This window comes from Bacillus sp. LB7 (genome assembly GCF_030449715.1).
Classification (GTDB): domain Bacteria; phylum Bacillota; class Bacilli; order Bacillales; family Bacillaceae; genus Bacillus; species Bacillus paralicheniformis.
The window spans coordinates 279,573-296,191 of sequence record NZ_JASGCA010000002.1 but is presented as its reverse complement, the minus strand read 5'-3'; the positions used below and the strand labels follow the sequence as shown (position 1 = coordinate 296,191).

At 47.2% G+C, this 16,619-nt stretch carries 15 protein-coding genes and 1 pseudogene; 5 read left to right on the top strand and 11 right to left on the bottom strand.

Translation table 11 applies throughout. The annotated features are described in order from the left end of the window. Positions 1–269: 269 nt before the first annotated feature. Both QMZ64_RS03995 and QMZ64_RS03990 read left to right on the top strand, forming a co-directional pair. Positions 270–650, top strand: a complete 381-nt coding sequence (locus tag QMZ64_RS03995; RefSeq protein WP_165427657.1) for a hypothetical protein — start codon at positions 270–272, stop codon at positions 648–650. A 224-nt stretch (positions 651–874) separates the two neighbouring features. Continuing rightward, positions 875–1,669: an SDR family NAD(P)-dependent oxidoreductase gene (locus QMZ64_RS03990; protein ID WP_025811081.1), complete on the top strand. Its 795-nt coding sequence runs from the start codon at positions 875–877 to the stop codon at positions 1,667–1,669. Between the two features lie 37 nt (positions 1,670–1,706). Here the strand turns inward: QMZ64_RS03990 and QMZ64_RS03985 are convergent, their stop codons facing one another. The 7 genes from QMZ64_RS03985 to QMZ64_RS03955 all read right to left on the bottom strand — a co-directional run bounded on the left by QMZ64_RS03985 (position 1,707) and on the right by QMZ64_RS03955 (position 10,308). After that, positions 1,707–3,740 carry a glycoside hydrolase family 32 protein gene (locus QMZ64_RS03985; protein WP_265626166.1) on the bottom strand — a complete coding sequence of 678 codons (2,034 nt, stop codon included), beginning with the start codon at positions 3,738–3,740 and terminating at the stop codon, positions 1,707–1,709. A 116-nt stretch (positions 3,741–3,856) separates the two neighbouring features. Beyond that, a complete protein-coding gene (locus QMZ64_RS03980) occupies positions 3,857–4,684 on the bottom strand; it encodes a PTS system mannose/fructose/sorbose family transporter subunit IID (protein ID WP_165427659.1) in 828 nt (275 codons plus the stop codon). 21 nt (positions 4,685–4,705) lie between these two features. Then, on the bottom strand, positions 4,706–5,509 hold the full coding sequence (locus QMZ64_RS03975; RefSeq protein ID WP_265626165.1) for a PTS mannose/fructose/sorbose transporter subunit IIC: 804 nt from the start codon (positions 5,507–5,509) through the stop codon (positions 4,706–4,708). A gap of 18 nt (positions 5,510–5,527) precedes the next feature. Then, positions 5,528–6,019 carry a PTS sugar transporter subunit IIB gene (locus tag QMZ64_RS03970; protein WP_075752143.1) on the bottom strand — a complete coding sequence of 164 codons (492 nt, stop codon included), beginning with the start codon at positions 6,017–6,019 and terminating at the stop codon, positions 5,528–5,530. Further along, positions 6,016–6,456: a mannose/fructose/sorbose PTS transporter subunit IIA gene (locus QMZ64_RS03965; protein ID WP_265626161.1), complete on the bottom strand. Its 441-nt coding sequence runs from the start codon at positions 6,454–6,456 to the stop codon at positions 6,016–6,018. Before QMZ64_RS03965 ends, QMZ64_RS03970 begins: the two co-directional genes overlap by 4 nt. 200 nt (positions 6,457–6,656) lie before the next feature. Then, the gene (locus QMZ64_RS03960; RefSeq protein WP_265626159.1) at positions 6,657–9,443 is read right to left on the bottom strand and encodes a sigma-54-dependent transcriptional regulator; all 2,787 of its coding nucleotides are present in this window, start codon (positions 9,441–9,443) and stop codon (positions 6,657–6,659) included. Between the two features lie 406 nt (positions 9,444–9,849). Continuing rightward, entirely contained in the window at positions 9,850–10,308 is a 459-nt protein-coding gene (locus tag QMZ64_RS03955; RefSeq protein WP_265626157.1) for a hypothetical protein, read from the bottom strand. Positions 10,309–10,426: 118 nt separating this feature from the next. On the opposite strand from QMZ64_RS03955, the gene QMZ64_RS03950 reads away from it, so the two are divergent. Continuing rightward, on the top strand, positions 10,427–10,687 hold the full coding sequence (locus tag QMZ64_RS03950; RefSeq protein ID WP_265626155.1) for a YrhK family protein: 261 nt from the start codon (positions 10,427–10,429) through the stop codon (positions 10,685–10,687). 81 nt (positions 10,688–10,768) lie between these two features. Here the strand turns inward: QMZ64_RS03950 and catA are convergent, their stop codons facing one another. Then, positions 10,769–11,419, bottom strand: coding sequence for a type A chloramphenicol O-acetyltransferase (gene catA / locus QMZ64_RS03945; protein ID WP_265626154.1), 651 nt, complete (start codon positions 11,417–11,419; stop codon positions 10,769–10,771). 219 nt (positions 11,420–11,638) lie between these two features. Here catA and QMZ64_RS03940 point away from each other — a divergent pair, with 219 nt between their 5' ends. Together QMZ64_RS03940 and QMZ64_RS03935 are read left to right on the top strand one after the other, a co-directional pair. Next, on the top strand, positions 11,639–12,199 hold the full coding sequence (locus QMZ64_RS03940) for a bifunctional transcriptional activator/DNA repair enzyme AdaA (protein WP_265626153.1): 561 nt from the start codon (positions 11,639–11,641) through the stop codon (positions 12,197–12,199). Between the two features lie 4 nt (positions 12,200–12,203). Next, positions 12,204–12,773 (top strand): methylated-DNA--[protein]-cysteine S-methyltransferase, encoded by a 570-nt coding sequence (locus tag QMZ64_RS03935; RefSeq protein ID WP_265626152.1) that lies wholly within the window; start codon positions 12,204–12,206, stop codon positions 12,771–12,773. Here QMZ64_RS03935 and kdpDN read toward each other — a convergent pair. The 3 genes and pseudogenes from kdpDN to kdpB all read right to left on the bottom strand — a co-directional run. Continuing rightward, complete coding sequence (gene kdpDN, locus QMZ64_RS03930) at positions 12,746–13,894, bottom strand: KdpD-like non-kinase potassium sensor (protein ID WP_265626150.1); 1,149 nt, start codon at positions 13,892–13,894, stop codon at positions 12,746–12,748. The two genes, QMZ64_RS03935 and kdpDN, sit on opposite strands and share 28 nt — an antisense overlap. A gap of 69 nt (positions 13,895–13,963) precedes the next feature. Continuing rightward, a complete protein-coding gene (kdpC, locus tag QMZ64_RS03925) occupies positions 13,964–14,524 on the bottom strand; it encodes a potassium-transporting ATPase subunit KdpC (RefSeq protein ID WP_265626147.1) in 561 nt (186 codons plus the stop codon). A 297-nt stretch (positions 14,525–14,821) separates the two neighbouring features. Continuing rightward, positions 14,822–16,542: pseudogene (kdpB, locus tag QMZ64_RS03920) on the bottom strand (potassium-transporting ATPase subunit KdpB); the annotation flags it as partial. Positions 16,543–16,619: the final 77 nt, after the last annotated feature.

The window sequence follows — 16,619 nt, the reverse complement described above, 5'->3', positions numbered from 1 at the left end:
CAATCATTAGCAGTGTCTATTTCAATTTCAAAAGAAAAAAACTCGAAAAACCGCGGAGGCCTTCATGGGATATCAGCTTCATTTGTTACAGCGCCGCAGCACCATGATCGGCCTTTTTTCTTAATAAAAGCACAATTTATAGATGCCGTTCGCAAAAAGTGCATCATATGAAAAAGATAAACCCGATTTTTCAGGGAACAATGCCTCATTCTTTCATCTGTGATGAATGATACAATCCCCAGTGTAGTGACTAAAAAGGAGGACCAATCATGAAATTCAGCAAAATCGGTGCCTTACTGCTCACTTTGGCGTGTTTGCTTTTGCCTTTTTCTTCTGCGTCTGCAGCAGGTGCCGGTGTATGGGATAATATCGGCACATACGGCATGACATCGCAGACTCCGATCATTAAATCAGGCGGAGGGAAATTTTATTTTCACAACAACAGCTTTTATGGCTTTACTTTTACTCTGTATGAAGTTGACGGGGCGGGAAGCACGCCCGAAATCGCAAGAAAAAATATCTACGTCGGACCAAAAAGCAACAGTCCGGTGATCGATGTCAGCGATTTTACAGATGGTGCGAATAAAAAAGCAGAACTCGTCCTGTTTAAAGGGAACGATACATACATCACCGTTACTTGCTATGATTGAATTCCCCATAAACAGTAAGCCCGCCGTTTACAGACGGCGGATTTTTGATGCTTTTTTGCCTGGTCAAACAAACGGTCCCCTCTTTAAACTGACGGGCACAAAAAAGTGCCTATATAACTTTAAAGTGCGTACTTCCGTTTCGGGTTCTTCTGTTCCATAATCATGAATGATGTTTTGTATGACATTGTTCTGTTTATACTGAAAAGAAAACGGAGGGATCCATGATGAACCTGAACTTACGAGGAAAAACAGCATTGGTGACCGGATCAACGTCCGGAATCGGCAAAGCGATTGCCGCTTCACTTGCGAAAGAAGGTGCGTCTGTCATCATTAACGGACGCCGACAAGACAAGGTCAATCAAATAATAGACGAATTGAAAGGCCAATTCCCCGAGGCTGTTCTTCATCCAGCCCCTTATGATCTTGGCACTGAGAAAGGGTGTCAAGACCTAATAGCAGCGTTCCCGCATGTTGATATTCTCATTAATAATTTAGGAATTTTTGAGCCGGCGGAATATTTTGAGATTCCGGATGAGGATTGGTTCCGCTTTTTCGAAGTGAATATTATGAGCGGAGTAAGGCTCTCGCGGAGATATTTGCAAAGCATGATCGAGAAAAAAGAAGGCCGGGTCATTTTTATTGCGAGCGAAGCTGCGGTTATGCCGTCACAGGAAATGGCGCATTACAGCGCAACAAAAACGATGCAGCTTTCGATTTCCCGGAGCTTGGCAGAGCTTGCTACGGGTACAAATGTGACTGTCAATACCGTTATGCCGGGCTCAACCTTAACCGAAGGCGTTGAAACGATGCTGAAGACTCTTTATCCGGATGAAAACCTGACGGTCGAAGAAGCGGAAAGGCGGTTTATGAAAGAAAACCGGCCGACCTCTATCATACAAAGGCTGATTCGGCCGGAAGAAATCGCGCACTTTGTCACCTTTTTAAGCAGTCCGCTTTCCTCGCCGATCAATGGTGCAGCCTTGCGGGCGGACGGCGGATTGGTCCGCAGCGTCTTTTAAATGAAAGGCTGGAATGCCCGGCATTCCAGCTTCATCGTTATCGATCAGCATAAACATGTTGGAAGACTGCGGTCGCATCCCATGCATTCAAGCCGAATACTCCCTCGGTAAACGTGGAATCCCGGGCGCTTATCACCAATCGGTCATCCAAGTAAATATAAAAGTTGGAACCGCGGGCCACCGCCTTCAGGTGATATTTCCGGCCGGCTTCTAGCGGTGTGCGGTGTTCGGCAATAACAGAGGCCGAGCCGTTTTCAAATTTGAAAAACTTCACCACATCATGCTTGGCATCCACATTGGCAAGGTATCCGTTTTGAACATCCTTGTCGGCCCGAAACACGAGAGCACCCGCCCCTCTGCCATTTCCATCCTTTACCGTGACATCTGCTTCATATGTGAAATCTGTTCCTTTTGCTGAAGATAAAATGAACGAATCCCCGTCAGAGCGTCCTTGTTTTCCATCAATCGTGTCGGCCCATACGCCGTTTACGGTCGTCCAGCCGGTCAAATTCGATTGAAAGGGCGATGTTCCCCATACTTTTTTCAGAGGATGAACCGTCATCGAATTCAGCTTGACAAACCCGTTTGATGCGTACGCTTCAACCCCTTTGCTGGATCGGTCCGGCAGAATAATGTCGGTGATCACCTGCCTTCCGTCGTTGCCGAATACTTCGACTGAAGAGCGGTCGACATAAATGCGCATCTTCACCTTCCCACCGACCGGTTGCAGCGGGGCCGCATGCTTTCCGGTGTTAAAGTTCGGATGAAAGGAGACGTTTCCGGATTGGCTTCGGTCGACGAAGAGGGAAGCGCTGTTTTTGCTGTATCCGATTTTCGTATATTGGTTTTCCCCTGTTCGGACTTTAAAGCCGAATTCGGCCGCAGTTCCGGTATTTACTTGAAATTCCGCATTGATTTCGTACGCATCACCTGACAGCGCTTTCAAAAAATTTCTGTTTCGAGGCGAAATGATCTTGTCTTTCCACCTTTGCGATGCACCCCTGATCGACTTCAGCTCCGCTACCGGAGCCTGAACAATTCTGAACCCCTCGGAAAACGCTTTCAATTTTAGTTCTCTCGGGATAGACATTGCGCTTCTCCACGGGGAAGTGGGAACATCGTTTGCGTATTGCCAATTGCTCATCCACCCTAACCAAAGCCTTCGTCCGTCTGACTGCGGGATATCAGACCAGCTGACAGCTGCGTAAAAGTCTTTGCCGTAATCTGTCCATAATACGCGATTCGGCGGGTTTTCATTTTTAAAGGTTGTTCCGTCAAAGCTTCCGACGAAATATTGCATGCCTGATCCTCCTGAGACAGCGCCGTCTCCAACACTGACTTGCATCACCCATTTCGTTTCATTCGGTCTGCCCTCTACAGGAAGCTCAAACAGATCCGGACATTCCCACACGCCTCCATGGCTGCCTTCTCCTTTTCCAAATTCGCTCGCATATGTCCACTGCTTCAGGTCAGGCGATGTATAGATTAGAATTCGGTCGCCACCTGCAAGCAACATCACCCACTTGTTCGTCTGTTTGTGCCAAACGACTTTCGGATCTCGGAAATCTCTTTTTCCCGGATTTGGAATGACAGGGTTGCCTGAGTACTTCGTCCACGTCCTGCCTTTGTCATTGCTGTAGGCGATGCTTTGTACTTGTTCCCCGTCCCGGTCCTGCGTATAAATGGCAACGAGCGGCTTCTCCGTCCCTGTTTGAAACCCTGTTGTATTATGCCGATCGACGACAGCGCTGCCCGAAAAAATCGTCCCTTTTTCATCCGGATACAGCGCGACCGGCAAATGCTCCCACTTGACCAAATCTTTGCTTACTGCGTGCCCCCAGTGCATCGGCCCCCAGCGCAGGCCATACGGATGATATTGATAAAACAGATGATATTCCCCCGCGTAATACACCATCCCGTTCGGGTCATTCATCCAGTTTGCTTCCGGAGTGAAATGATACTTGGGCCGATGATCCTCGTTATAGTAGTCCGGGTCGGCCGCAGCTGCAGAAAACGCTTCCGGAAACATCATGGCCCCTATGATCCCCATCTGAATCATTCTCTTTTTCATCCCTTTTCTCCCCTCTTCTTCACACGGTTTTTAGTGACGGTCCAAACAGCCGCCCCCTTTTTGCGGCCGAATGGACCTGCCTCTCCAAAAGCCAAGAAAAGAACAACTAAGTCATTTTATGCCAAAAAACCAGTCCAATAGCCGACAATCCCGATAATAAAAATACCGAAAATCATGAGAAGAGGATTCACTCCTTTGCGAAGCATCCAGGCAGCGAGCAATGTCAATCCTAAAGGCAGTACCCCCGGCATGATGCTGTCTAAAATGTTTTGCACGGTCTGCACATCGACTTTGCCTGCATCATCCTTAATTCTTGACACGACGATCGGGATATTGATCGTCGTCCACTTGGAAACGAGCGCTCCCATTACAAACAGCCCGAGTATTGAAGCGCCTTCCGTCAGTTTCTGAATGCGGTTCCCGACCAAGTCCTGCAAAATTTCCATGCCTTTCACATAGCCGTACTTTAACCCGTAGTATTTTGTACTTAACCTGATCGCGTTGATTAAAAAGAAAAACAAAAGCGGGCCGGCGATATTTCCGCTTAAAGCAAGCGACGCTCCCAAGGCTGCCAGAACGGGACGCAACGTCCCCCAGAAAATCGGGTCGCCCACACCTGCCAACGGGCCCATTAAGCCGATTTTCATTCCATTAATCGCTTTGGCATCAATCTTTTTATTGTTGGCCATTTCTTCTTCCATCGCAGCGGTCACGCCGAATATCGGCGCTGTCAGCCACGGATGCGTATTAAACCATTCCAAGTGGCGCTGGAGCGCTTCGCTCCGTTTCGCTCCCGGACCGTACAATTTTTTGATCGCCGGAATCATGACGTAGCAGTAGCCGAGCGCCTGTACACGCTCAAAGTTAAATGATCCGAGCAAAAAGTTTGAGCGGATAAACATACTGAAAATCTCTCTTTTTGTTAACCTTTTTTCTGTGCCCATTATTCGTCCCTCCTTCAATTGTTAAGCATCCAGATCATCGTCATCATCAAAAGCGGCAACGGTGCTGTCACTGGCGGCGGCAACCGCCCCCTGTGCATGATTTTTTTGCATCACTTGCTGATATAAAAATGCCAGACAGAGCCCAAGGGCACCGAAGCCGACTAAATTGAAATCGGTAAACGCAGCCAGCAAAAAACCGATATAGAAAAACGGCTTCAAATACGGAATGTTCATCATGTTGATGACCATCGCGTACCCGACAACAACGATAATGCCTCCGCCGATTTGCAAGCCTTTTGTAATGACGTCCGGAATATTTCCTAAAAACGCCTGAACAGCGCTGACACTGATCAGAGCCACAATCAATGTCGGAATCATAACGCGCAGCGCCTGAAACGCCATGGCGGTTATATGCATGATTTCAATTCCTTTAAAATTGCCATCCTTTGCGTATTTGTCGGCGCGGTGAATTAAAAATACGGTGATCGTCCTGACGAAAATCGTCAGCGCCTGACCCGCAGCAGCCAAAGCAACCGCGACGGCAATCCCTTCGCCGACTCCCTGATCGGCGGTAATCACTAAAATGGTCGAAATCACGGAAGCGATAGCCGTATCAGGGGCCATTGCAAGACCGACGTTCATCCAGCCAAGCGCCATCAGCTCCAGCGTTCCGCCGAGAATGATGCCTGTTTTCAGATCCCCGAGAACAAGGCCGACCAACGTGCAGGCAATCAGGGGACGGTGTGTCTGCCCTTCGTCCAATACACTACCGATACCTGTTATAGCTGCAATGACGAGCAACAAAATAATTTGAATTGTTGACATCGCTTTAGAACCCTCCTTCTAGGATTTTGTTGCGTTTCTTAAAATCTGCATAAAGTCTTCGCTCGAATCTGACGGCAGCTGCCTCAGTTCCAGCTTCACGCCCAATCCGTGCAATTGTTCAAACGCTTTGATGTCCTTTTCAGTCACGCTGACCGATTTCGTGATTTGCCTGCGGTTATTCTCGAAGCGCATCCCGCCGACATTGACTGTTTCGATCGGAACACCTGCTTCGATTAAGGAAACAATGTCGCCCGGATTTTCGAATAACAGCATTGCCGTCGTATCTTCGTACCGCGGACTGTGAAACGCTTTGGCCATTTTGGAGATCGAAACGGCGCTGGCTTTCACATTTGAAGGTGCGACAGAAAGGATCAGCGTTTTTCTCATCTCGTCCTGCGCCACCTCATCAGAGACAACGATAATCCGGTCAGCGGCGTGGATTTTGATCCATCTTGTTAATACTTGGCCGTGAATAAAGCGGTCATCAATTCTTGCTAAAACGATTTTCATAACAATTCATCCTCTCTTCGCTGATTGGACTGACTGAATTTTTCCAATTGTTCGCTGCAGATTTGAAAGCATTCCCGGCTCATTTTTTTCAACTGGTTCAGCAGTTGTTTGAGCGGCATATGCTCCCTCAAGCTCAATGCCTCTAACAAAATCGGCAGGTTCACGCCGGCTGCCATATCGAATCTCCGCTCCTTCGCGATGTAAGGGGTCGCTGCGTTATATGGCGTCCCGCCGAAAATATCCACTAAAAAAAGCACCTCGTGTTCCTCCGGAATGTCCTTCAGCGTCTGATGATATTTTTCTTGCAGTGTCTGAATGCCTTCCCCTTTCAGAAACGGCACCGCGATCAGGCTGTCTTCTTCTCCGAATATCATCCCTGAAGATTCTTTTAATGCTGTGGGAAAGTTTCCATGGCCGCTGATAATGACTGTAATCATGTACATTGCTCCTTTCTTTTTTCGTTCGCTTATTTATAATGCAAGTATCGTGCCAACAAAGTTGTATTAAGCGCTTTCACTGTATTTCAAGACGAATGATGTTTAAGTTTGAAACACATTCAAGCATAAAAATAAACCTGTATTAAAGTGGGATTCCACTTAATACAGGTTGACCTGAATAAATCGCTCATGGAAAACAGCTATAACTCTTCAGAAAAGATGGACGCGATAAATATTTTTTCATCTTCGCTGATCGCGAGTCCAAGCTTTTCTTCGTAAGGCTTTAATGTTTTCTCTGTGATGTGAAGAACTTTTACAAGCTGATCATTCATTTCTTCTTCCTCAGGAAAAGCGATCGGATTTTGTTTGATCACCCTTTCAAAAGCAAAAGCGGTATGCATGATGACTTTGATCAGCACCGCGTTGCTGAATGTGATGCGCAGTTCGTCTTGAACCGTCTGAAGCCACTCCAACAGCATGTCTATCATATGATAGGGATTCAAAAAGACAAGATACTTCTTCAGGCTGTCTTCGCACAGCTCCTTCACCACCACATTTTTACCGGATAATCCGCCGCTCACAGGGATATTGCCGTTTCCGATCACTTGCTGAATCACTTTTTCTCCTTCGCCTTCAATCAATACTTCTAAAGGCACGTGCGGAGCATCGATTTTAGGGTTCTTCGTGCCCACCGTGGCAAGGATCTCATACGCTTTTTCAATCTCTTTTATGCGGCTTGCTAATTTGATCGATGACACCGTCAAAATGCTGATTTGTTCATCGGATGTCCTGCTCACGATTGATGTTAAGATCTCTTCGAGCTTTTTCGCCGTTCCGCCGCCTGTCGTGCAAATGGAGACGATCGCCTTCTTTTTGCCTGAAACCCGCGGTTTATCGGCCCATAAATCGATGAAATCCTTTGTAACCGAATCGTAGATGGCGTGCAAATTCAAATTCAAATAATTCACCTTGCGGACGGCATCAAGCACCATTGATGTCGTCACATTGCTGATCGTTTTTATTTTTACGCCCGTTTGTTGTTCGAGCCTTGTTTCCAGCATCGCAAGCGATCCCATGTCGACAAGCATTAATACGCCTTCACCTTCATCAACCTGCTTCACTTTCTCCGCCAGACTGCTGACGATTTCCGCGGGTGAAACGGTCAAAGGCATATCAACCGCAGCAATCGGGGTGCTCCCCAGCAGTTCAGTGGCTACTTCAACCATAGAGCTCGCCGTGCTGTTTCCATGGGCCGCCACGACAATGCCCGTCCTTTTGTTTTCTTTCCATGATTTAATCGACTGAATCAGCATCGTCAAGTAGATCACTTCGATTTCCGGAACGGTTACTTTAAAATACGCTTGAATTTTATCTTTGAAAATCAGTGCGACCTCATATTCTTTCACATGGGTTTCCCTGATTTCATCTGTTTCCTGCGGGTTTAAGACATCAACCTGCTTTCCGCGCTTTAAAAATGCGGCGATGTGCATGCTCAGGAAATAGATGAATTTACGGTCGAATTTGCAGTCTAACTCATGTTCCGCGACTTCCTTTAATTCTTTCGTCATCTGAATCACGTCGTCTTCAATGAATTTGAGCAAACTGTGGTTATGAAGCATTTTCTGATTAAAAAAGCTTCTGACGTGCAAATGAATATCCGTTAAAATATATTGATTGATTTGTTTTTTTGTTAATCCTTCTTTATTCAGGATTTTCGCTTTTTCTTCTATGAGATGGTATAAGTTAAATGAGTCATCGATTTTCGTTGTGTCATCTTCCACAATCGGAGAGATGATCGTTGTAATGTTGACGTATTCAGAAATCATTTTGCTCCGTTCGATATTTTTGCTGCTGGACATCCAGTCCTGTTTGATCTCATCGGGAAGATCCCGGACGGTCAGTTCAACAACCTCGTCTTTGTCAAGGTTATTTAAAAATCCGTGCGCACAGACGAGCTGCACATTTGATTTCAGCTGCCCGACATTTCCGAATTTTGCAGAATGAATCAATGCATTATAGACATCGATATGCACATTTAAGTTTTTTTTGATCCGCTCTGCTTCTTTCCCCAATAAAAACGTTGTCAGCTCCACTCTTTCTCCAAGGGACCGTTCATCGAGCGACGGGATATGTACGGTCATCGGAATTCTCCGTAAAAATGTCTTCAGCAAGGCAGAACTCGGGTTTTCTGTTGTTGCGCAGATAAACAGGACTTTTGCCGTTCGCTTATGCTCTGTTTCACCAAGCCTGTTGTATGTGCCGCTGTCAATGAAATAAAACAGCATTTCCTGCCCCTCCGGCGGGAGACGATGAATTTCATCCATAAACAGAATGCCCCCGTCCGCCTGTTCGACTAATCCTGCTTTGTCTTCGCCGGCACCTGTAAACGACCCTTTTTTATGTCCGAACAATTGCGAGAGCAATAATTGAGGATTGTTATAATAATCGGCACAATTGAATGTGATGAACGGGGAATCGGGCTTCAATATGTTCGAATAAACGGCAAACTGGTAGATCCGGTTCGCAAACAGCGATTTCCCCGAACCCGTCGGCCCGAGCAGCAGCATGTGCAAGCCGTGCGGTGGATAAAAGACAGCCGCTTTCGCCTGAGAAATTGCCTTTTTCAGGCTCCCTTTAGCCCCGATCATGAGCTCGAGGGGATCGGTGGACATGTTGCGCGCCGGCTTTTTTTGGCCGTCAGCCAGCCGCTTCAGTTCTTCAACCTCCATCAACTCTGAGTTCCATTTGATGTTCAAGATGTTTTCAACGATTTCCACCGGGATGTAGCGGACGGGGAACGTTTTAATCTTGATCACCTTTTTGGCACGAACGAGATTGTTTAATTCAAAGCTGACATTTGAACGCTCCATTTGCAGCTGACCGGCGATTTCTTGAGCCGAATTTCCTTGTATCTTTAAAAGCTGATGGATATTCGTTTCACGAAAATTATCCAGCAGCTGATGGTAGATTTTATCTATTCTTTTCATATGTATCATCCTTTGTTCTCGATTAATCAGCAAAAAGGCGGCAAACTTTCTTGAAGATTCAGAACTTTAAAGCCGAATCACGGGATAAAAAAAGATCTTTTACAGATTGACAACTCCAGCTCTCCTACTTTTATATCGATTTGATCGTGCTCTCATGACACAGTTTGGTGTTTTTGCTTCATCAGCATCTATAGAAACACCCCTCCCAAAGTAGCAGCTTGTCAATAGTGTATCATTATTGAGAAAATATTGGTGAAAACATCCCGTATTTTTCTCTACATGTAAATGTTTTGTGAAAAGCTCTGCTGATCAACGTTCACTTCGATATCATGTTGGCCGAACGACCGGCTGCCTTAATCTTCACAAAAAAGGCCGTTGACGGTTCAACGGCCTCTTTCTTCATGATTCATCTCCCTTTGAAAATAAACGATTCCTTTAAAAGTCTGCCTTCTCTCCCTTTTTCCGTCCAAATCAAGTCCACTTCCAATTCGGTCGCTTTCTCTGCCAATAGCAAATTCCGGTGCTTGACAGGGCTTCCGTCATTTAAGCTTTTGGCTAAAGAGACCGCATTGTCGTGAGGAATGTTCCAAAGCGAAAATTTCGTCGAAGAATTGGGCTCATTCCGGTAGAGATAAATTTCCGCCGAAGCTACATCGTGTCCAATGTTTTTGATTTCGACAGCATAAGTATGAAACGTTCCTTTTTCCGGCTTCGCCATTCCGTTCCCGGCTTCGGCTTTACCGATTTGAACTTCCCATTGTTTTGAAGCCTGTTTAACCGGTAATTCTTCAAACGTCAGCGCTTTCGTTTCAAATGTCGGAACAATCATGCCGAACAGGCACAATGCACATATGAATAACCGCATATTTTTCACTCCTCGATGTTTATTTTCCATATATTTTTCCTTATTCATAAATCCTATGCATACCGACGTTTCATTCCTGCTTCCGGCAGGGTAATAAAAGGACTGGAGGGATCAAGCAATGCCGCAAAACCAAAACAATCGATACGAACTCTTTTTCAAAAAAAGATACAAAGTTCTTCATACATTAAACGATTTTCTCATCGGTCTTTTATTTCTTGTCGGGAGCTTCTGCTTTTTCTCCGAGGAACTGAAGCCGGCGGGAATATGGATGTTTGTGATCGGCAGCTTTCAACTGTTAATCAGGCCGACGATCCGTTTGGTTCATGATTTTCATTACCGGAAGTTTGTTGAGTGCCGGCGTTCCAAATGCCGTGAGTAAATTCAAACAGCAGGGAGAGATGTTAAGAGACCCGCTAAGAAGTGCATAAAAAAAGGCCGAATCCTATCGGCCTTTCCTCTGTCACACAAGCCACTCCTCACAATCGGCGGCAAGCCGTTCCAACTCGTTCATAAAAGCGCCGGCATGATAGCCGTCACACACTGCATGGTGAACTTGCAGGGAAACGGGCAAAAATGTTTCACTGCCTTCTGAAAAATATTTCCCGTTTGTAATTATCGGCAGCAAGTGTTCGCTGTTATCTAGGTTTAAATTAAAGTTTGTAAAGCGCACCCATGGAATAGAAGAAACTGAATACGTATTGGGCGGGATGTCCGGCTTAGCCCACAAGCCCTTTTTGTCTCCAAAGCGCTCAGCATCCTGAAGATATTGACGATAAAACCGTGAGAAATCATCTGAGTATTCTGTCCAGAGGGCGGAAAACGTTTGGTCGTCCTGATGAAAAATTGTATAGCACGGATGTATTTGTTCCCAATAGCCCAGCTGTCCTTTGTCATCAAACGTTGTTCTAAACTCGGGACGCGAATGAATGGCCTTTGATACGATATAAATAAAAGCCGGGTACAGCTTGAGCTTCTTTTTCTTGAGTACAGCGAGCAAATTTGTCACATTGACGTTTGCCGTTATGCTGAAAGAACATTTCGCTTCCTTCATGTAATGGTCAAAATAAGGTTTTCTATACCAAGTGTCGAGCTCGATTGTTTGAAAATTCATGTTTTGCCTCCTAAAATATAGATTTTTATTTTAGGAGGCCTGCTTCACTGATTTCGGCAATATTCTCACCTCATCCTGTATTGTAAATGAATTGTGGCGCGTTTCATAGGTCCAAGCAACAGTCCCTCTTCTTCTTCTTTGTCTTCTTGCTGTGCCATTCTCCGCCTCTCCACCTCCGGCCTTCATTTAGGTTATACTGACATAGATCGGGGTGAAGATATGAACAGCAAATCACGATTGACGCCTGAAAGGTGGCGGGCGATTACGGAAAACGATTCCGCCTATGACGGAGTTTTTTATTACGCGGTCAAAACGACCGGGATATTTTGCCGCCCTTCCTGCAAATCGAGAGTTCCGCAAATCGAAAATGTGCAAATCTTTTTCAATGCAAAAGATGCCTTATCAGAAGGATACCGCCCCTGCAAACGCTGCAATCCGGCCGGGGTGCTGCTGCCGGATGAAGAGCTGGCACAGCGGGCGGTGCAAATCATCGAGGAATCTTATCGCGATCCGCTGTCTCTGCAAGCTTTGGCTGACAGGTGCCATATCAGCCCTTTTCATCTGCAGCGGACGTTTAAACGAATCAAAGGCGTCTCGCCGGCAGAATATATCCTGCAGAAAAGGATTGAGAAAGCATTCGATTTGCTTGCCCATTCTGAACGAACGATCGCAGAAATCGCCTCAATGGTAGGCATCGGGAATGCGGATTATTTTGCCGCTTTGTTTAAAAAGAAAACAGGGCAATCACCGACGTCATACCGGCAAATGAAACGGAGGTAAACATATGGAAGATCAAATCGTATACTGGCGTACGCTGACTTGCCGCCGCTCGCAGATTCACATTGCGGCGACTGCCCGCGGGCTCTGTTTTACAGGGGGAGGGAATCAAGGCTTCGGGGAGCTGGCCGCTTGGGCTGAAAAAAGGTACGCACAGCCAGTTTTCATTCGGGATGACAAAGGATTGGCAGAATACGCCGGGCAGATTCAGGCGTATTTAGATGGCAAGCGGACTCATTTCAGCTTTCCTGTCGACCTTGCCGGAACGCCTTTTCAGCTAGCCGTGTGGCAGGCGCTCTCCGAAATTCCTTTCGGCAGCACGCGTTCCTATTCCGATATCGCCGGGCATATACAAAAGCGGAACGCTGTCCGGGCCGTAGGTACGGCGATCGGCGCAAATCCGCTGTTAATGGTAGTGCCGTGCCATCGGGTTATCGGCAAAAACGGACAGCTCACGGGATACCGGGGCGGATTGGAGATGAAAAAAGAACTGCTGATACTGGAGGCCGCAGGCGCCGCTGAACATCCTTTAACAACGGCATCCCGATCTCAAGCTTTCTCATCCGAGACAATGTGAAGGTCGATTCCGTCTGTATGCCTCATAATGCTGTTGACAATCGAGCCTTTTCTGATTTCTTCCCATCGCGATCGGGCGGATTGGCCGAGCACGATTTGTGTAATGCCGTGCTGTTTCGCTGTATCAGTGATCGTTTCAGAAATGCGCCTTTTGTTTGAGTGTTTAAAAATGAATTTGGCGCCGAATTGTGCACAGAGCGTCTCCCATTGCCCGATTTTATCCCGTTCTGTCGGGGCCAACTGCTCCTTTGACGTGCGCGACACGTTTAAAACGAGCAGATCGGCCTTCAGCCGGCTTGCGATTCTCCATCCGCGCCGTATCAGTTTTTCGGCATTTTTTCCGTGCTGGACGCACACCAAAATCTTTTCATTCGTTCCCCTCGGCCGGAGGCTTCCGTTCGTCCGCTCCAGACGATCATCCACATCATCTGCAACTTCACGCAAGGCGAGCTCTCTCAACGCAGCTAAATTATTTTTCGTAAAAAAATGGGTTAAAGCCTGTTGTATCTTATGCTTTTCATATACCTTTCCTTCCTGCAGCCGCTTTTGCAATGTTTCCGGAGTGACGTCAATCAAGATGACTTCATTCGCCAATTCCAACACGCGGTCCGGGATCCGTTCTCTCACTTTCACCCCGGTGACATGCTGAACGATATCATGGACGCTTTCAATATGCTGGATATTGACGGCGGACAGCACGTTGATGCCTTCCTGTAAAATATCTTCAACGTCCATGTACCGCTTTTCATTTTTCGAACCTGGCACATTGGTGTGTGCTAGTTCATCGACAAGCACAAGGTCCGGCTTCCGGTCAATAATCGCATCGACATCCATTTCCCCCATCGTTATCCCTTTATATGAAATGTTTCGTTTTGGAATGACTTCTAAACCTTTGACGAGTGCGGCCGTGTCTTTTCGTTGATGCGTTTCGACAAGGCCGATCACGACATCGATCCCTTCACGCTTTAAATCGTGTGCTTCCTGGAGCATCCGATACGTTTTTCCGACTCCCGGCGCAGAACCGATATAAATGGTCCAATGCCCTCTTTTCAGCTGTTCAATTTCGGCCAGCAGTTCTCCCGGCGTCTTCCTTCGATAATCACGGGTGTTTTTTGTCCGCATTGCAGCATCTCCGTTTTCTCATCAAGTTTGTTTTTCCCGGTGTCGTATGATCAGACACCGGGCAGCATTCTACTTCAGTTTTTCTTTTAAATCGATATTGAGAAGCAGCACGTTGACGCGCGGTTCACTTAAGAAGTCGCTTTTGGTATGCTGATGAACAAGCTGCACAAGCTCTTTCTCCGGCAGTCCTGTCAGACGGCTGATTCTCGGAATTTGCGCCATCGCCCCGTCGGGACTGATATCAGGGTCTAATCCCGAAGCGGAGTTCGTGACTAAATCGACCGGCAGTTTACTGATCGGAACATCAGGGTTTTCCTCCTTCCATTTTTCAATTGAAGCTTTCAGCCGTTTCAGCAAATCGGGATTTGACGGCGCTTCGTTTGGGGATCCAGATCCTGCGGCATCATACTTGATGCTGGATTCCCTTCCTTGAAAGAGCCGCGGGTCTCTAAACCGCTGGCCAATGAGTTCAGAGCCGATCACATTCCCCTGCCGGTCATACACAAGACTTCCATTTGACTTTCCAGGCATGGCAGCCTGTGAAATCCCTGTCAACGCGAGCGGATATCCAAGCCCGCAAACCAGCATTAACAGCAGGCTGATTCTGAAGATTACTCCGATTTCTTTCATGACGATTCCTCCTTACAACATAATCTGAAGCAGCATATCGATCAGCTTGATTCCGATGAAAGGGACGATGACGCCGCCGAGGCCATAGATCAATAAATTGCGGGCCAGCAAAGCATTTGAGCTCATCGGCTTATAAGCAATTCCTTTCATGGCTAAAGGCACAAGAAGCGGGATGATCAGCGCATTAAATATCAGCGCAGATAAGATTGCTGAAATCGGCGAACCAAGCCTCATGATGTTCAGCGCGTTCATCTCGGGAATCGCCAGCATAAACATCGCCGGGATGATGGCAAAATATTTGGCGATATCGTTTGCGATGCTGAACGTAGTCAAAGCGCCGCGCGTCATAAGCAGCTGCTTTCCGATCGAGACGACTTCAATGATTTTTGTCGGATTCGAATCAAGGTCCACCATATTCGCTGCTTCCTTGGCAGCTGTTGTGCCGCTGTTCATGGCAAGACCGACATCAGCCTGCGCAAGTGCGGGCGCGTCATTGGTTCCGTCGCCCGTCATGGCGACAAGCTTTCCTTCAGATTGTTCGCGCTTGATCACATTAATCTTGTCTTCGGGCTTGCTTTCGGCAATAAAGTCATCAACGCCCGCTTCCCTTGCGATCGTAGCGGCCGTTAACGGATTGTCGCCTGTGCACATCACCGTTTTGATCCCATTTTGCGAAGCTCGGCAAAGCGCTCTTTCATGCCCGGTTTAACGGTGTCTTTTAAATAGATCAAACCGAAGATTGTTCCGTCTGCCGCTACTGCCAGCGGTGTTCCGCCTTCTTTTGAAATCCGTTCGCTTTCCAGATCGAGATTCGAAGGTATCGTTCCGCCATTGTTGATCACCCACTTTTTCACGGCATCGACAGCGCCTTTGCGAATACGCCTTCCGTCAGGCAGGTTCACGCCGCTCATTCTCGTTTCCGCCTTGAATTCAATCGGTTCTCCTGCTTCAGCAACGGACGAGTCATAATGAATCGAGAGTTTATCAGCGAGTTCGATGACTGAGCGTCCTTCCGGTGTTTCGTCATGGATGGAGCCAAGCGCCGCATATTCACCAACGGTTTGAAGCGATTCATCTCCGACAGGAACAAATTCCCCGGCCATCCGGTTTCCAAAAGTGATCGTCCCTGTTTTATCAAGAACAATCGTGTTAATGTCGCCCGCAGCCTCGACAGCTTTCCCCGACATCGCCAGAACGTTGAAGCGGGTCACGCGATCCATTCCCGCAATCCCGATGGCTGACAGGAGCCCGCCGATCGTCGTCGGTATAAGACAGACAAGCAGGGCAATCAAGACGGCGGGATCAATTTGAAAACCGAGATAGGACGTGAAAAACGGGAGTGTCGCAACAACGATCAGAAAAATCAGCGTTAAGCTCGTTAAAACCGTATTCAACGCGATTTCATTCGGCGTTTTTTGCCTTTCAGCCCCTTCGACTAAAGCGATCATCTGATCGAGGAACGTTTCACCCGGATCACTCGTGATCTTGACTTTAATCGAATCGCTGACGACCCGGGTGCCTCCCGTAACAGAGCTGAAATCACCGCCTGCTTCCTTTATGACCGGAGCAGACTCTCCCGTGATGGCCGATTCGTCTACTGATGCGAGACCCGCGATGACTTCACCGTCGCCAGGTATCATTTCTCCCTGGGAGACGATGACGATGTCCCCCTTTCTAAGCTCGGCAGACGCTACCTTCTCAATGCGGTCATCCATTACTTTATTGGCCGAAATCCCTTTTTTCGTCTGTTTTAAAGAATCGGCCTGCGCCTTTCCTCTTCCTTCAGCCAGCGCTTCCGCGAAATTCGCGAATAACACGGTGATCAGCAAAATGAAAGAAACCGCCGGATTGAACCAGGGAGCCGCCGTACTGCCGAAAAACCGGGGAAACACGGAAAGCAGAACCGTTATGAAAAATCCGACTTCTACGACAAACATAATCGGATTTTTGATCATAGTTCGCGGATCTAATTTTAAAAAGGCATGTTTGACCGCATCTTTGATGATCGTGTCGTTCATCGTTTGCTTTGTTGTGTGAACGGCATCCGGTGTGGCCTGTTGACTGGAATGATGCAAATCGTTCATGAGTAAAGCCC

Coding starts and splice junctions, on each gene's coding strand:
- QMZ64_RS03995 (WP_165427657.1), top strand. CDS start 270: ATGAAATTCAGCAAAATCGGTGCCTTACTGCTCACTTTGGCGTGTTTG.
- QMZ64_RS03990 (WP_025811081.1), top strand. CDS start 875: ATGAACCTGAACTTACGAGGAAAAACAGCATTGGTGACCGGATCAACG.
- QMZ64_RS03985 (WP_265626166.1), bottom strand. CDS start 3,740: ATGAAAAAGAGAATGATTCAGATGGGGATCATAGGGGCCATGATGTTT.
- QMZ64_RS03980 (WP_165427659.1), bottom strand. CDS start 4,684: ATGGGCACAGAAAAAAGGTTAACAAAAAGAGAGATTTTCAGTATGTTT.
- QMZ64_RS03975 (WP_265626165.1), bottom strand. CDS start 5,509: ATGTCAACAATTCAAATTATTTTGTTGCTCGTCATTGCAGCTATAACA.
- QMZ64_RS03970 (WP_075752143.1), bottom strand. CDS start 6,019: ATGAAAATCGTTTTAGCAAGAATTGATGACCGCTTTATTCACGGCCAA.
- QMZ64_RS03965 (WP_265626161.1), bottom strand. CDS start 6,456: ATGATTACAGTCATTATCAGCGGCCATGGAAACTTTCCCACAGCATTA.
- QMZ64_RS03960 (WP_265626159.1), bottom strand. CDS start 9,443: ATGAAAAGAATAGATAAAATCTACCATCAGCTGCTGGATAATTTTCGT.
- QMZ64_RS03955 (WP_265626157.1), bottom strand. CDS start 10,308: ATGCGGTTATTCATATGTGCATTGTGCCTGTTCGGCATGATTGTTCCG.
- QMZ64_RS03950 (WP_265626155.1), top strand. CDS start 10,427: ATGCCGCAAAACCAAAACAATCGATACGAACTCTTTTTCAAAAAAAGA.
- catA (WP_265626154.1), bottom strand. CDS start 11,419: ATGAATTTTCAAACAATCGAGCTCGACACTTGGTATAGAAAACCTTAT.
- QMZ64_RS03940 (WP_265626153.1), top strand. CDS start 11,639: ATGAACAGCAAATCACGATTGACGCCTGAAAGGTGGCGGGCGATTACG.
- QMZ64_RS03935 (WP_265626152.1), top strand. CDS start 12,204: ATGGAAGATCAAATCGTATACTGGCGTACGCTGACTTGCCGCCGCTCG.
- kdpDN (WP_265626150.1), bottom strand. CDS start 13,894: ATGCGGACAAAAAACACCCGTGATTATCGAAGGAAGACGCCGGGAGAA.
- kdpC (WP_265626147.1), bottom strand. CDS start 14,524: ATGAAAGAAATCGGAGTAATCTTCAGAATCAGCCTGCTGTTAATGCTG.